The sequence below is a fragment of the Actinopolyspora lacussalsi genome, from assembly GCA_030803735.1.
Lineage (GTDB): Bacteria > Actinomycetota > Actinomycetes > Mycobacteriales > Pseudonocardiaceae > Actinopolyspora > Actinopolyspora lacussalsi.
On record JAURUC010000001.1, the window covers coordinates 756,197 to 770,811 of the forward strand.

General features: G+C 68.3%; 14 protein-coding genes. 7 read left to right on the plus strand and 7 right to left on the minus strand.

Translation table 11 applies throughout. From position 1 onward, the window contains the following. Positions 1 to 208: 208 nt before the first annotated feature. Positions 209 to 337, minus strand: a complete 129-nt coding sequence (locus J2S53_RS03305) for a hypothetical protein (protein ID WP_281246456.1) — start codon at positions 335 to 337, stop codon at positions 209 to 211. Positions 338 to 628: 291 nt separating this feature from the next. Between J2S53_RS03305 and J2S53_RS03310 the strand changes: the two genes are divergently transcribed. From J2S53_RS03310 to J2S53_RS03325, 4 genes are all read left to right on the plus strand, one after another. After that, positions 629 to 1,762 carry a glutathione-independent formaldehyde dehydrogenase gene (locus tag J2S53_RS03310; protein WP_456239700.1) on the plus strand — a complete coding sequence of 378 codons (1,134 nt, stop codon included), beginning with the start codon at positions 629 to 631 and terminating at the stop codon, positions 1,760 to 1,762. 277 nt (positions 1,763 to 2,039) lie between these two features. After that, complete coding sequence (locus J2S53_RS03315; protein ID WP_456239701.1) at positions 2,040 to 2,423, plus strand: hypothetical protein; 384 nt, start codon at positions 2,040 to 2,042, stop codon at positions 2,421 to 2,423. Further along, a complete protein-coding gene (locus J2S53_RS03320; protein WP_456239702.1) occupies positions 2,414 to 3,334 on the plus strand; it encodes an SAM-dependent methyltransferase in 921 nt (306 codons plus the stop codon). The genes J2S53_RS03315 and J2S53_RS03320 overlap by 10 nt, the downstream gene beginning before the upstream one ends. 37 nt (positions 3,335 to 3,371) lie before the next feature. Continuing rightward, positions 3,372 to 4,325 carry an EamA family transporter gene (locus J2S53_RS03325; RefSeq protein ID WP_456239703.1) on the plus strand — a complete coding sequence of 318 codons (954 nt, stop codon included), beginning with the start codon at positions 3,372 to 3,374 and terminating at the stop codon, positions 4,323 to 4,325. Positions 4,326 to 4,723: 398 nt separating this feature from the next. Here the strand turns inward: J2S53_RS03325 and J2S53_RS03330 are convergent, their stop codons facing one another. The 5 genes from J2S53_RS03330 to J2S53_RS03350 are packed head-to-tail and all read right to left on the minus strand — an operon-like array spanning position 4,724 to position 11,886. Beyond that, complete coding sequence (locus J2S53_RS03330; RefSeq protein WP_456239704.1) at positions 4,724 to 5,482, minus strand: sirohydrochlorin chelatase; 759 nt, start codon at positions 5,480 to 5,482, stop codon at positions 4,724 to 4,726. After that, complete coding sequence (gene nirD, locus J2S53_RS03335) at positions 5,479 to 5,802, minus strand: nitrite reductase small subunit NirD (RefSeq protein WP_456239705.1); 324 nt, start codon at positions 5,800 to 5,802, stop codon at positions 5,479 to 5,481. The genes J2S53_RS03330 and nirD overlap by 4 nt, the downstream gene beginning before the upstream one ends. Further along, positions 5,799 to 8,342 (minus strand): nitrite reductase large subunit NirB, encoded by a 2,544-nt coding sequence (nirB, locus tag J2S53_RS03340; protein WP_456239706.1) that lies wholly within the window; start codon positions 8,340 to 8,342, stop codon positions 5,799 to 5,801. Before nirB ends, nirD begins: the two co-directional genes overlap by 4 nt. Further along, the gene (locus tag J2S53_RS03345; protein ID WP_456239707.1) at positions 8,339 to 9,796 is read right to left on the minus strand and encodes an FAD-dependent oxidoreductase; all 1,458 of its coding nucleotides are present in this window, start codon (positions 9,794 to 9,796) and stop codon (positions 8,339 to 8,341) included. Before J2S53_RS03345 ends, nirB begins: the two co-directional genes overlap by 4 nt. Next, the gene (locus tag J2S53_RS03350; RefSeq protein ID WP_456239708.1) at positions 9,793 to 11,886 is read right to left on the minus strand and encodes a molybdopterin oxidoreductase family protein; all 2,094 of its coding nucleotides are present in this window, start codon (positions 11,884 to 11,886) and stop codon (positions 9,793 to 9,795) included. The genes J2S53_RS03345 and J2S53_RS03350 overlap by 4 nt, the downstream gene beginning before the upstream one ends. Positions 11,887 to 12,139: 253 nt before the next feature. On the opposite strand from J2S53_RS03350, the gene J2S53_RS03355 reads away from it, so the two are divergent. Genes J2S53_RS03355 through J2S53_RS03365 form a run of 3 tightly spaced genes read left to right on the plus strand, consistent with a single transcriptional unit; the run spans position 12,140 to position 13,953 of the window. Continuing rightward, positions 12,140 to 12,967: an SIR2 family NAD-dependent protein deacylase gene (locus tag J2S53_RS03355; RefSeq protein ID WP_456239709.1), complete on the plus strand. Its 828-nt coding sequence runs from the start codon at positions 12,140 to 12,142 to the stop codon at positions 12,965 to 12,967. Next, on the plus strand, positions 12,964 to 13,146 hold the full coding sequence (locus tag J2S53_RS03360) for a hypothetical protein (protein WP_456239710.1): 183 nt from the start codon (positions 12,964 to 12,966) through the stop codon (positions 13,144 to 13,146). Before J2S53_RS03355 ends, J2S53_RS03360 begins: the two co-directional genes overlap by 4 nt. Before the next feature lie 24 nt (positions 13,147 to 13,170). Beyond that, entirely contained in the window at positions 13,171 to 13,953 is a 783-nt protein-coding gene (locus tag J2S53_RS03365; protein WP_456239711.1) for an NlpC/P60 family protein, read from the plus strand. Between the two features lie 162 nt (positions 13,954 to 14,115). Here J2S53_RS03365 and J2S53_RS03370 read toward each other — a convergent pair whose 3' ends face one another. Further along, positions 14,116 to 14,610: a MarR family winged helix-turn-helix transcriptional regulator gene (locus J2S53_RS03370; RefSeq protein WP_456239712.1), complete on the minus strand. Its 495-nt coding sequence runs from the start codon at positions 14,608 to 14,610 to the stop codon at positions 14,116 to 14,118. Between the last annotated feature and the right edge of the window lie 5 nt (positions 14,611 to 14,615).

Here is a 14,615-nt window from a genome sequence, read left to right on the forward strand (position 1 = left end):
CACTTCGGTGTTCCGTGCGCGCGGACCCTTGCTTCAGCTTAAACAGTACGCTTGTCCTGTATTCGTGCTCAAGGCAGGGTCAGGCGAAATCGAGCCCGAAATATGCCCGTGCGCGTAATCCCGCGGTTTTTGCCCGGGCCAGTGGTGCGGTCGGCGAATCCCTTCGAGGTGTCCGGCGCGTTCGCGTCCGCCTCGAGGGCGTTCGGCCTCAGGAGTCGTCCTCCTTCTCGTCCTCGGTGCTGGGCAGTTCCGCGAGCTGGGCGCGCAACCTGCGGGACCACTCCAGGTCCCGGGCGAACGTCGCGTCGTAGTGGTCGACACCGTGAGGTGAATTCATATGGTCACTATTTCGATTCGTTTCGTGGCTGCTTTCGCTCTTGTGGCGGTGTGCCGCAGCTGTCCTTCTGACGCTACGTACACGTAGTGCCGGGTCGAGGTTACCGGCGCGGACTGGTGGGTAGACACCTGACGTGCGAATACTCATGGATGCGGTGTCGTACGAAGGATCTTTGCCGGCCGGGCGGCCACGGGACGGCCAACAGTGTTCCTCTTGCGCGTGCCGCGTTCGTCCGACGCCGTGGTGATCCGTGACGGCATCGACCTCTCGATGACGGAAGGTGGGTCGACAATGAAGGCGGTCGTTTATCAGGAACCCTTCTCGGTGGAGATATCCGAGGTGGCTGATCCCCGCATCGAACACCCCAATGACGTGCTCGTAAGAGTGACCTCCACCGCTATCTGCGGTTCGGACCTGCACATGTACGAGGGCCGCACCGCGGCCGAACCAGGCATCGTGTTCGGTCACGAGAACATGGGAATCATCGAGGACATCGGCAGCGGCGTCACCTCCCTGCTGCGTGGTGACCGCGTGGTCATGCCGTTCAACGTCGCCTGCGGATTCTGCCGAAACTGCATGGAGGGCAACACGGCGTTCTGCCTCACGGTCAACCCCGGTTTCGCCGGCGGCGCCTACGGCTACGTGGCGATGGGGCCCTACACCGGCGGGCAGGCCGAGTACCTGCGCGTCCCGTTCGCCGACTTCAACTGTCTGAAACTGCCCGCCAACGGGGAACACGAGACCGACTTCGTGCTGTTGGCCGACATCTTCCCGACCGGTTATCACGGCTGCGAACTGGCACAGGTCAGTCCCGGGGACAGCGTGGCGGTCTACGGTGCGGGACCCGTGGGGCTGATGGCTGCCTACTCGGCCCTGCTGCGCGGCGCTTCCCGCGTGTTCGTGGTCGACCGCGTTCCCGAACGGCTCACCAAGGCCACCGAGATCGGTGCGATACCGGTGGACTTCAGCCGCGGTGATCCGGTCGAACTGATCAAGGACCAGACCGAGGGGGCCGGAGCCGACAAGGGAGTGGACGCCGTCGGCTATCAGGCACAGGTCGCCGACGCCTCCAGGGAGGAGCCCGCGACGGTGCTCAACTCGTTGATCGAGAGCGTCCGTCCGACGGGGCGGCTCGGTGTCCCCGGCCTCTACGTTCCGTCCGATCCCGGTGGCCCGACCGAGAACGCCAAGCACGGCATGCTCTCGGTCGAGATAGGTCGCATGTTCGAGAAGGGGCAGGTCATGGGGACCGGGCAGTGCAACGTCAAACGTTACAACCGTCAGTTGCGGGACTTGATCATCGCCGAGCGGGCGAAGCCCAGCTTCGTGGTCTCCCACGAGCTGTCGCTCTGGGAGGCTCCCGGGGCCTACACCAAGTTCGACCAGCGCGTCGAGGGCTACACCAAGGTCGTGCTGCACCCCTGAGTGACGCTCGCCCGTGACCCGTGTCGGGCCATCGCGCTCGGCACGGGTCCGTTTCATGTCCGAGGGGTGAGTCTTCGACGAGTTCGCGTGGACCTCGCCCGGCCGGCCCGCCGTGGGCGGCCGGGGCGTCCTGACGGCGCCGACCCGATGATTCCTACCGCGAAATCGTGTCGAAAACCGCGTTTGGCACCACACGTCGTGGCGATTTCGCGAGAATTCGACGGGGGCGCGGTAGGGGAGCGTTCCCGTCGGTAAGGCGACACCAGGAGAATCCACGTTGGACAACATCGGTGACTGGACCGAGGGCCGGCTACACTGGCACGCCTACGTCGAAGCGGACGGTTCCGCCGCTGAGCGCAGCGATCGGACGAAGCGGTTGTCACGCAGTCCGGATCGCGTGCTGCACACCCCCGACGACGCCGCCGAGTGGCTGGCCGAGATGACCCGCGAACACGCTCAGCGGCGCCGAATACGGCTGCTCGGTGAACGCGCCTGGGCCGAACTCGCGGACGAGGACCAGCTCAGCCGTGACCTCGAGCGAGACCTGGAATTGCTCTGCCACGGCCATTCGCTCTACACCGACGTGCCGCGTGAGACCGATCGGCTGCGGCTGCACGTCGAGGCGGTCGACAGCAGCGAGTGTCGTCTCACGTGCCGGTAGTCCCGGGGCGGAGGCAGCGAGCGGTCTCGGCAACCCGCTCGAGAAGCTCGATAGGATCTCTGTCCGAACCGGCACGAGCCGCTTGGGAGGACATCATCGACGGGCAGCACCCCGAGAGCGACATCGGTGACGATCCCGATCTGTCCAGGCCGAACCTGGCACGGATGTACGACTACTTTCTCGGCGGATCAGTCAATTTCGAGATCGACCGGCGGGTCGCCGACCAGGCAGCCGAACGCGCGCCCGCCTCGGTTACCTTCGCCGTCGAGAACCGGGCTTTCCTGCGGCGAGTGGTGCGCTATCTGCTCGACGCCGGGATCGACCAGTTCCTCGATCTGGGATCCGGCGTTCCCACGGCCGGCAACGTCCACGAGATAGCGCACGAGCGGGCGCCGTGGGCACGAGTGGCTTACGTGGATCACGAGCCGGTTGCCGTGGCGCATGCCCGACGACTGCTGCGTGACTCGCCCAACGTCACGATCACCAGGGCGGACGCGCGTGACACCGCGACCGTGCTGCACGCGCCCGGGATAGCCGGGTTGCTCGACTTCGACCGTCCGGTGGCGGTGCTCGCGGTGGCGTTGCTGCACGCCATTCCCGACCACGACGATCCCGGAGCCATGCTGGCCGCCTACCGTGACGCCTGCTGCACGGGCAGCGCCGTGGCCGTGTCCCATCTCTCCGGGACGGCGTTCACGTCCGACGAGCAACAGGCCGTGCGCGAACTGCTCGAGGCCACCCCCACTCCGGTCACCTTTCGTGATCAGGATGAGATCGGTCGGTTGCTGACCGGATACCGACTCGCCGACCCCGGGCTGGTCCTGCTGCCCGAATGGCGCTCCAACGACGAGAGTCCACCGCGCCGCCCCGCGGCTCACGCCAACGGGTACGCGGCGGTCGGCTGGTGCTGATGCGGGGCGAGTGCGCGGCAGCACCGCGAGTGCGGCGATGAACGCGAGACGGTTACGTGGCCTCGGTCTCGCCTTCGCGGTCGCTTCGGCGTTGTTCTTCGGCGGTTCGGGGCCGTTCGCGAAACCGTTGCTGGTAGCGGGACTCGGTTCGCTTCAGGTCACGTGGTTGCGACTCGCGGGAGCGGCGCTTTTGATGTCGCCGCTGCTGTTCCGGTACCGCTCGGCGGTACGTTCCGCTCCCGTGGCGGTCGTGGGCTACGGACTGTTCGCGGTCGCCGGTGTGCAGGCCTGCTACTTCGGAGCCATCGCCACCATCCCGGTGGGGGTGGCACTGCTGATCGAATTCCTCGGCCCCGTCCTGGTGCTGGTGTGGGCTCGTTTCGTGCTGCGGCGCCCCGTCACTCCGATGGCGGTGATCGGTGTGGTGCTGGCAGTGACGGGATTGGCATTCGTGGTGCGCGTCTGGGCGGGTGTCGCGCTGCATCCCGTCGGGTTGCTGCTGGGGCTGGGAGCAGCGGCGTGCCAGGCCGCGTATTTCCTGCTCTCCGAGAGCACCGCCTCGGTCAGACCCAGCGCGCTGGCGGCGTGCGGGCTCCTCGTCGGCGCTGTCGTCATGACCGTGCCGGCCCGGCCGTGGCGCATGGACTGGTCGGTGTTGGCCTCGCGGGTCGAGCTGGCCGGGCACGAGCTGCCCGCGGCGTTCGCGGTGGTTTGGATCGTGCTCGTCAGCACGGTGTTCGCCTACCTCACCGGCATCGTGGCGGTGCGGGGACTGTCCGCGCCGATCGCGGGTGGAGTGGCCTATCTGGAACCGGTGGTGGCCACGGTGCTCGCCTGGTGGTTGCTGCACGAGACCCTGCTGCCCGTCCAGCTGTTCGGCGGTGTGCTGGTGCTGCTCGGAGCGTTCCTGGCGCAGTGGGGCGCACCTCGTCGCCCCGTGGACTCCGCCGGTGCGACAACGGAGGAACCCCTGTCGGGCGGGCGGAGGTGAACGGTTTCGGGAACACGGTCGCGCGCTCGCACCCAGTAGAGCGGTTCGAAAGCGGTGTGACAGTCACCGAGCGAGATCCGGCGCCCGGACGAGGGGAAGTAGTGCTCGGTGAACAGTCCGTAGACGGTGAAGTCGTCACCGTCGACGACCGGACCGTTGTCGGCCGTGTTGGTGTTCCAACCGACACCGCTGCCGTGATCGGCCCGCCACAGCCACAGGTGATCGGCTATGACGTCGGAACCCGTTCTCCCGACTCGGCCCGTTGGAGTTCTCCCGCACCTTACGGATACTCCCTCAAGGAGTTCGGGATCCACCGGAGCTGACAGCTGTCCTCCGACCGGTTCCCGCCGCGGTGTGGCCGAGTACCGAGCCTCCCCGGTACTGGGCGCCACCTTCCGTCACGCCGTGGGCGCCACCGCGGAGCGTGCCGGGTCACCACGACACGCGTCGAGGTAACGACGGACGATCAGTCCTGCCACCTCGGAGTGGCCTCCCAGCGGTTCGGCCACTGCCTTCGAGGGCATCTCCCGCAGCCAGCGGTGGAACAGTCCGGGAGCCAGCAGATAGGGCGCGACGAACTCCCCGCCGTCTCCGCGCACGCAGACCTCGGAGGTGCGTGGTCGTGCCGAGGTGATGTAGGTCGCCGTTAGTGGTTCGCCGCCGGGCCGAACCAGCTCTCCGAGCAGGCCCGCGGCACGATCCACATCGCCGAGCGCGTGCTCGTCGGAGGAACCCGCCGCGGCGAACACCACCGGCTCGCCGGGGCGCCAACCGGCCTCCCGCAATCTGTGCAGCATCACCCGCGCCAACTCCGGTGCCGGGCCCACCGGCTCGGTCACCCGCACCTCGGCGTCGTGCCCGCTGTCGGCGAGCTGGCCGGGAAGATCGGTACGCACGTGATAACCGGAGGCCAGAAAGGCGGGAACGGCCACGACCCGCCCGATGACTCCCCGCAGCGCTTCGGCCACCGTGGGGCCGACCACGTCCACATTGGCGGTGCGTACCGGCACGCCCAGCCGGTCCCCGGCGGTGTGGGCCAGCTGTCGGATCACCCGCCCACCCCGCGGGTCTCGGGTGCCGTGGGCCACCAGCAACAGGGTGGCGCTGCTCTCCGAGGTGCCGTTTCCGGCTTCCGGGAACTCGTACGGGCCGGTCAACTGGTGCCCACCTCGACGACACCGGCGCGGCAACGCACGGGGTAGATCGGCAGCCTGGTTTCCGGCTCGTCGAGACACTTCCCACTGCGCAGCGAGAAGACCTGTTTGTGCATCGGGGAGGACACGGTCGGTTCCCCACGGCGGTCCCCGACGATGCCGCGGCTGATCACACCGGCACCGCTGAAGGGATCCACGTTGCCCAGTGCGAAAAGTTCGTCGTCCCCGGTGCGGAACAGCGCCACGGTGTGTCCCCGCACGAGTGCCGCCACTCCGAAATCGGTGGGAACGTCGGGTTCTCGACAGACAGCATGCCACCTCATGCCGAAACCTCCTCGGTGACTTGGTCCTGTCCGGGTTGGGCGACCGGCATCGGAAGATCGATCGGTTCGGGGCGGATCTGGCCGCGTTCCTCGGTGAAACTGATAGTGGGGTCGGGCGAGTCCGGTGCGTTGACGAAGGACACGAACCGCGAGAGCTTCTCGGAGTCGTCGAGCACCGCCCGCCACTCGTCGGTGTAGTTCTCGGTGTGACGGGACATGGCCGCCTCGAGCTCGGCGGCGATCCCCAGGCTGTCCTCGACCACCACCTCGCGTACGTGTTCCAGCCCGCTGTCGAACGACTCGATCCAGCCCGCCGTCCGCTGCAGACGTTCGGCCGTGCGGATGTAGAACATCAGGAATCGGTCGATCAGGCGGATCAGTTCCTCGTCGGTCAGGTCCGAGGCCAGCAGCTCGGCGTGCCTCGGACTGAAACCACCGTTACCGCCCACGTAGAGGTTCCAGCCGCGTTCCGTGGCGATGACCCCGAAGTCCTTCGACCTGGCCTCGGCGCACTCCCGCGCACAACCGGACACCCCGGCCTTGATCTTGTGGGGAGCTCGTAGCCCCCGGTAGCGCGTCTCCAACCGGATCGCCATGGTCACCGAGTCCTGCACGCCGTAACGACACCAGTCGGTGCCCACGCAGGATTTGACGGTTCGCAGGGCCTTGCCGTAGGCATGGCCCGATTCGAACCCGGCGTCCACCAGCCTGCGCCATATCTCGGGAAGGTGCTCCACCCTCGCCCCGAACATGTCGATCCGCTGACCACCGGTGATCTTGGTGTAGAGACCGAACTCGGTGGCCACCTGCCCCAGCGTGATGAGCTTGTCCGGTGTGATCTCGCCGCCCGGCACGCGGGGCACCACGGAATACGTGCCGTTGCGCTGCATGTTGGCGAGGAATCGGTCGTTGGTGTCCTGCAGTCCCGCCTGCTCGTCGTCGAGGATGTGCGAATTCACCGAGCTGGCTAGAACGGAGGCCACCGCCGGTTTGCAGATGTCACACCCCCGCCCGGCGCCGTACTCGGCTATCAAACGGGAGAATGTCGTGATCCCGGTCGCTCGTACGATCTCGAACAGCTCCGACCTGGACTGCGAGAAGTGTTCGCACAGCGCGTCCGAAGTCGCCACTCCCGCTTCGTCCAACAGGTTCTTCAACATCGGAACACAGGATCCGCAACCGGTGCCCGCCTTGGTGCACGACTTGACACCGGCCACGTCCTCGGCCGCTCCCGACGCTATGACCTGGGTGATGTCCGTCTTGCGCACGTTGTGGCAGGAGCACACCGTCGCCTCGTCCGGAAGCACGCCGGTACTCGGGCCACCGGCCTGCGTCGCGGGTAACATCAGCTGTTCGGGCGGGCCGGGCAGTGCGGTTCCCGTCAACGGCCGCAGCGTGTCGTAGGCACTCGCGTCGCCGACCAGCACACCGCCGAGCAGCGTGCTCGCGTCGTCGTCCAGCACGAGCTTGGCGTAGGTGCCTTCGGCGTTGTTGGCGTAGACGACTTCCAGGGCCCCCTCGGAAGTGCCGTGCGCGTCACCGAAGCTGGCCACATCGACCCCGACGAGTTTCAGCTTGGTCGCGCCGTCGGCGCCCGGGAACTCGGCGTTGCCGCGTTCGGTGAGTTGGTCGGCCACCGCCGCGGCCATTCGGTAGCCGGGAGCGACCAAGCCGTGGCACTGTCCCCGTACCGCCGCGCACTCGCCGATCGCCCAGACACGCGGATCCTCGGTTCGGCAGTTGCCGTCGACCAGAAAACCACCGCGCTCCCCGCGCGGCAGTCCCGCTGGTTCGGCGAGCTCGTCGCGAGGTCGGATTCCGGCCGAGAACACCAGCAGCCCCGTCTCGATCTCGGTTCCGTCGGTCAGCGTCACCGAGCCGAGTCCCCCGTGCTCTCCGGCGTGGGCACCGGAGGTGGCCACCCCGGTGTGTACTTCGAGTCCCAGATCGCCGACGAGACGTGCCAGCACGGCTCCACCGCCCTCGTCGACCTGCACCGGCATGAGCCGTGGCGCCACCTCGACCACATGGGCACGCATCCCGAGAGCCCGGAGGGCGTCGGCGGCCTCCAGCCCGAGCAGCCCGCCTCCGACCACCACGCCGTCGGTGCCGGGGACAGCCGCCGAGCGGATGCCGTCGAGATCCTCCAGCGTGCGGTACACGTGGCAGCCCTCGAGCTCGGCGCCCGGAACCGGTGGTACGAACGGGCGCGATCCGGTTGCCAGCACCAGCGCGTCGTAGTGCAGCGTCTCACCGTTCGTGGTGGAGACCGTTCGGGTGACGCGGTCGATGTCGGTGGCGCCCACTCCGGTGCGCAGCTCCACCCGTGGATCCTCCCGAGTCCCGGAGGTGAGCAGGCTCAGCTCCTCGGCGGTGGACTCGGTCATGTAGGAGGACAGGCCCACCCGGTCGTAGGCGGCGTACGGTTCCTCACCGAGCACCACGATTCGCCAGTTCTCCGCCGAGTCACGTTCGCGGATCTCCTCGACCAGCCGGTTTCCGACCATGCCGTGTCCGATGATGACGAGTGTCTTGTTCACGCCGCACCCTCCTGTTCCGGGGAGTCGATTCCGCTCGGGACGCGTTCGGTGGTCGACGCGACCAGTGAGCCGCACAGTTCGCGGACGGCGCCGATACAGCTTCCGCATCCGGTGGTGGCACGCGTGGCCGCGGCGAGAGCGGCCACATCACGCGCTCCGTCGTGGTAGGCCGCTGTCAGCGTCGAGCGGGATACGTTGTTGCAGTGGCACAGCACCGGATCGGCCGGTACACCGCCCGCTGTTCCGAATCCGGTGGGCAGGTCGAGCAGCGTCGCCAGCCGGTCGGAGGGGACCGGCATGCCGGTGTCGTGCAGCTGGCTGAGCGTGGCGATCGCTTCCGGCAGACCGAGCAGCATGGCCGCCACCAGTCGGTCCTCGCGTAGTGCCAGCCGCGCGTAACGCCGTCGTTTCGGATCGTTGAACGTGACGTGTTCGACCTCGTGGCTCTTTCCGGTGAGCACTTCCGGAGGCCCGATCGAGGCGAGTTCGAGCCCTGCCCCCCGAGCACGCACGACCCCGCCGGATTCGCGGGGCCTTCCCGAAGTCCCGCTGCTACCCGAAAGCAGGGTTGCCGCCAGCGTCTCGGCCTGTTCCCACGAGTCGCTCAGCGAATCGTCGAATCCCCTCGGGGGCGCGGCACACCCTCCCAGCGCGTGAATACGTGGGTCGCTGCTTCGCAGTTCACCGTCGACCGCGACACCCCGGGAGAGTCGCAGTCCGGTATCACCTGCCAGCGCCGTGTCAGGTAGCGTTCCCGCGCGCAGTACCAGCGCGTCGGTGGAAACCGCGGCGCCCGACGACAGCACCAGTTTGCCCGGCAGCAGCTCGGTCGCGGTCTCGTTCGACAGGACGGTCACTCCGTTGTCGAGCAGTGTCCTGGCGACGATGTCCGCCGCGGCCCGATCCAGCAGTCGCGGCATCAGCCGCGCACCACGGTGCAGCAGTGAGACCTCGTATCCGGCCGTGGCCAGCGCGTGTGCTGTCTCAACCCCGTCCAACCCGCCGCCGAGCACGGTGACAGAGGCGTCGGCCGCCAGCTGACCGCGCATACGACCGCACTCGTTCGGATGGCGCAGCGGCCAGATCCCCTCCGCCGGTGAGCCGTTGTCCGAGACTCCCGGCAGGTTCGGTACGACGGTGCGAGTTCCGGTGGCCAGCACCAGGGCGTCGTAGCCGTACGTCTCACCGTGTTCGGTACGTACCCGTCTCCGGGCCCGGTCGATACTCGCGATCCGAGTGTTCCGGTGAACCCGCACGGGGGAGGGGTGTTCCGGTAGTGCCGCGAGCTCCGGGGCGAGCCCGTTGGCCAGGACGGTGGGCAGCAGCGCGGGATTGTGGGGGCCCCGCTCGGCGGCGTCGAGCACGGTGACGCTTCCCGGGTATCCCTGTTCCGTCAGTCGTTCGACCAACCGGTGTGCGGCGGGACAGTGCCCGATGATCACGAGTCGTGTCATGCGCTCGGCTCCTCGGCGCTCGAGATCGAGACGGCCGCGACCTTGAACTCGGGAATCCCACTGCGGGGATCGAGCACGGGGTTGGTGAGCAGATTCGCGCAGCCGGCCCCGGCGTAGTGGATCGGAAGGAAGAGCGTGTCCGGCCGGATCGAGCCGTCGAGCCTCGCCCGTGCGAGCGTCGCACCACGGGCGGAACTCACCCGTGCCAGCTGCCCCTCGTGCACGCCCCTGCGTGCCGCGGTGTCCGGGTGCAGCCGTACGAACGATTCCGGTTCGGCCGTGGCGAGTTCGTCGACGCGCCGGGTCTGCTCACCCGTCTGGTAGTGCCCCGAGATCCTGCCGGTAGTGGCCACCAGTGGGTACTCGTGATTCGTGTCCTCAGCGGGGCCGTGCCAATCGACCGCCGCGAAGCGGGCTCTGCCGTCGGAGTGGGCGAACGACTCCAGGAACAGGCGAGGAGTTCCCGGATGCGGGGTCGGGACCCGCTCGTCCGGCGTCGTCGGGCACGGCCAGTGCAGTGCCTGGCCGGAGTCGAGACGCTCGTAGTCGATCCCCGAGTAGTCCGCGGGACCACCGGCCGAGGCGCGTGCCAGTTCGTCGAAGACCGTGCTCGGTCGTGTCGGGAACCGGCTCTCCGGTTGCCCCAGGCGAGTCGCCAGTCCCCGCAGTACGTCCAAATCGGACCTGGCGCTTCCCGGGGGCGGCAGCAACGCCCGTCGGCGCAGCACCCTCCCCTCCAGGTTGGTCATGGTGCCCTCTTCCTCGGCCCACTGCGTGACCGGCAGCACCACATCGGCCATCCGCGTGGTCTCGGAGGGAAGGAAGTCGGCGACCACCAGCAGGTCCAGTTTCGACAACTGCGCCCGTGCCAGCCCGGCGTGGGGGGCAGACAGCACCGGATTGGCGCCGAACACGAGCAGCGCCCGGATACCTTCCGGGGTTCCCGCCGACTCCAGCAACCGAGTGGCCGGCAGGCCGGGACCCGGCAGGGTTTTCTCGGCGACCCCCCACACCTCGGCGACATGTGCACGTGCGGCCGGGTCGGTGATGGAACGGTAGCCGGGCAGCTGGTCGGCTTTCTGCCCGTGCTCCCGGCCGCCCTGGCCGTTTCCCTGCCCGGTCAGGCAGCCGTACCCGCTGCCCCTCGTGCCGGGGAGACCCAGCACGAGGGCCAGGTTGATGAACCCGGACACGGTGTCGGCGCCGTCACCGTGCTGTTCGGCGCCCCTGCCGGTGAGCACGTAGGAACTCCGTGCTCGGGCCAGCATCCGCACCGCTTGCCGCTGTGCCGAGACGGGCACTCCCGTAACCCGCTCGACCCGTTCCGGCCACCAGGTCACCGCTCGGGCCCAGGTCCGCTCGAATCCGGTGGTGCGTCGTGCCGTGTACTCCGAGTCGTGCCACCCCTCGGTCACCGCGATGTGCAGCAGTCCCAGCGCGAGCGCCAGGTCGGTGCCGGGGCGCGGCCGCAGATGCAGTTCGGCACGTTCCGCCGTGGCGCTGCGGCGTGGATCGACGACCACCAGCCGGGCCCCTTCGAGGTGCTGCATCAGTGGCGGCATCGTCTCGGCCGGATTGCCACCCGCGAGCAGGATCACCTCGGCGTCGCCGAGGTCGGTGACGGGAAACGGCAGGCCGCGGTCCATCCCGAAGGCCGCGTTGCCAGCGGTCGCCGCGGCGGCCATGCAGAATCGCCCGTTGTAGTCGATACGGCTGCTTCCCAGCGCCACCCGGGCGAACTTTCCCAGTGCGTAGGCCTTTTCGTTGGTCAAACCGCCGCCGCCGAAAATCCCTACGGCGTCCGGGCCGGACTCGGCGATGATCTCCTCGAGGTGGGTCGCGATCCGGTCCAGTGCCTCCTCCCAGCCCGCCGGAGCGAGCTCACCCCGCCCGACACGCAGCTGCGGCTCGGACAGGCGGTCGGTGCTTCCCAGGACCTCGGGGGCGGTCCACCCCTTGCGGCACAGCCCACCGCGGTTGACCGGAAACGACGACGGCGAAACCGATACCGCGCCCTCGCGGTCGCTCAGCTCCGTACCGCACTGCAACGCGCAGTAGGGGCAGTGGGTAGCAACTTGGTGTCGCGCCATTCGTCGCCTCCCGAGGTCCGCACACGGTCGCCGTCGGCGCCGCGATTCGGCTCTTCCGTCGTAACCGACGGATTCGTTGGAAACTCTAGGGTGATCGTGTTTCGCGGCCCAGTGTCTCGTGTTGCACTTCGGAAAAGGAGGGTTACTCGAATTTCACGGGGTGATAGCGGCCGTGTGCGTTCGATCCTCGTCGCGGTACAGCTCGGTTCACCTCCCGGGCGTTGCCCGGAACCGGCGTGCGACCGTGGTGGACGTGGGCGAGTGCGACGAGGAAGACGCGGCGGGTTGGCAACGGGCCTGTGAACTGGTCGCGGCCGCCCGCAGGATCACGGTGTTGACCGGCGCGGGTATCTCGACCGGGGCGGGTATCCCCGACTTCCGGGGACCGAACGGTGTCTGGACACGCGATCCGGGAGCGCAGCGTCTCAGTGATATCGACAGCTACCTGGCCGATCCCGAGGTGCGCCGCGCGGCTTGGCGCAGTCGGGCGCGGCACCCCGCGTGGGAGGCCGAACCCGGCCCCGCTCATCGGGCTCTCACCGAGCTGGCGAACTCCGGAAGGATCCGTGCGCTGCTGACGCAGAACATAGACGAGCTGCACCAGCGCGCCGGGCTCGATCCGGAGCTCGTGCTGGAGTTGCACGGTTCCATGTTCGGTACCGTGTGCCTGGAATGCGGTGAGACCGGGACCATGCGTGCCGCGCTGCGGCGCGTGGCGGAGGGTGATCCCGATCCGTCGTGCGAGCGCTGTGGGGGCATCCTCAAATCGGCGACCGTCTCCTTCGGTCAGGCTCTGGACCCCGAAGTGGTTCGTTCCGGGCAACGAGCCGCGATGGACTGCGAGTTGTTCTTGACCGCGGGTACCTCGCTGACGGTGCATCCCGCCGCCGGTTTCGCCGAGTTGGCAGTACGGGCCGGTGCCGATCTGATCGTCTGCAACGCGGAGCCCACCCCCTACGACGACCAGGCCGCCGCCGTGTTGCGCGGTAACCTCGACGAGGTTCTTCCCCGGTTGCTCTCCGTGCCCACGGTGCCGAACTCCAGCCCGCTGCGTACCTGGGGAGATCCCAGCACCTGGTGAGCGGTGTCGCGGGATCATCTCGTGCTCTCGTGCTGTTGTTCGTCGTCGTGCTGACCACGGGGATTCCGGGCACCGCGTTCGCGGCGCCCACTCAACCGCCGAATCCCGATCGGCAGCGGATCAGGGAGGAACGTGCCGAGGTGCGTCACGCCACCGATCGGGTTCGTGCCCTGGCGTGACGTCTCGACGACGTCGAGTCCGAGTTGGCCGGGTTGTCCGCTGTGGTCGGCCGCAGGCTGGAGCGGGTGAACAAGGCCAGGACAGACCTGCGTCGGGCCGAGCGGGCAGACCGTGCGCCCGAGAGAGCGGCACGAGCCGCGACGGCTCGTCGGAAGGCGGTTTCGGCCAGGGAATCCCGCCAGGAGGAAGTCACGGAGCTGCGTGCCGAGCGCGCGAGCGCCCGGCGACGTCTCACGGCGGCGCGTGCCGAGGTAGAGACGCTGCTGGCTCAGCGGGACAGGCATCGCCGCTGGCTGGAGGCCAACCGCGGCGAGCCTCGAGCCCCCGTTCCCTCCGGGGAATCTCGGTCTCCGGACCGTACCGAAACCGGTGGTGTCGCCTCAGCCGCGGTGGAAACCGTGGTCGCGAGAGCGCTCTCCCAACGAGGGGTCACCTATGGGTGGGGTGGTGGTGATGCCGACGGTGCCACGCGAGGCATCCGCGACGGCGGCGTCGCCGACGCGCACGGGGACTACCGCAAGATCGGTTTCGACTGCTCCGGGCTCATGGTCTACGCCTTCGCGGGCATCGGCGTACGGCTGCCGCACTACAGCGGTTATCAGTACCGTGCGGGCAAGCGAGTGCCGCTCGCCCGCAAGCAACGCGGGGACATGCTGTTCTGGAACGACGGTGGCGATGTGCACCACGTGGCGCTGTACCTGGGAGACGGACGAATGGTCGAGGCCCTACTCGGGAGCTCGGGTGCGGGTGACCGAGGTGAGGTACGCCGGGATCGCTCCCTACGCGGTACGACTGCTCTGATGTGAACGGGGCCGACCACCGACGCCGGGGGCGAACCCCACCGCCGCGTTCGAGGTCGGCCACCCGGAATCAGCGGGGACGACGACCGCGCCGCCGCTCGGACACGGGAACTCGTCGCGCCGGACGGCGAGTCGGCGGAGCCCCCGGGCGGTGATCGAGTTCCCGTGTCACTCATCCGCGTTGGCAGTACGCAGCGTGCGCATGGCCATGGCCAGTTGCTCGGACGTCTCGGGGCCCAGGGGCCCCAGGACCGTGCGACGCAGGATCTCCGCACAGGCACTCTTCGCCGTTTCGGCTGTCACCCGACCGTGGTCGGTCAGTGTCACGTAGGTGACGCGGCGGTCGGTGTCGCAGGGCTCCCTGCGGATCAGATCCGCTGCCACGAGCCGGTCCGCCACCTTGGTGAATCCTCCGCTGCTCAGTGCCGCTTCCCTCGCCAGCTTGGTCATCGGCATACGGCATTCCGGAGAGCGCACCAACCTGACGAGGATGTCGAAAGCGCCCGGGGTGAGTCCGAACCGCTCGTTGATCTCGGACATGAGCCGTTCCTGCGTCACGTGATACCCCTCGATCACGAGTCCCCACCAGGTGACGATCTCGTCGTCTCCCGCCTCCTGACTCGCCGTGTTGGGGTCGACGGCGGTGATGTCCTCGGTTCCCACCTGGC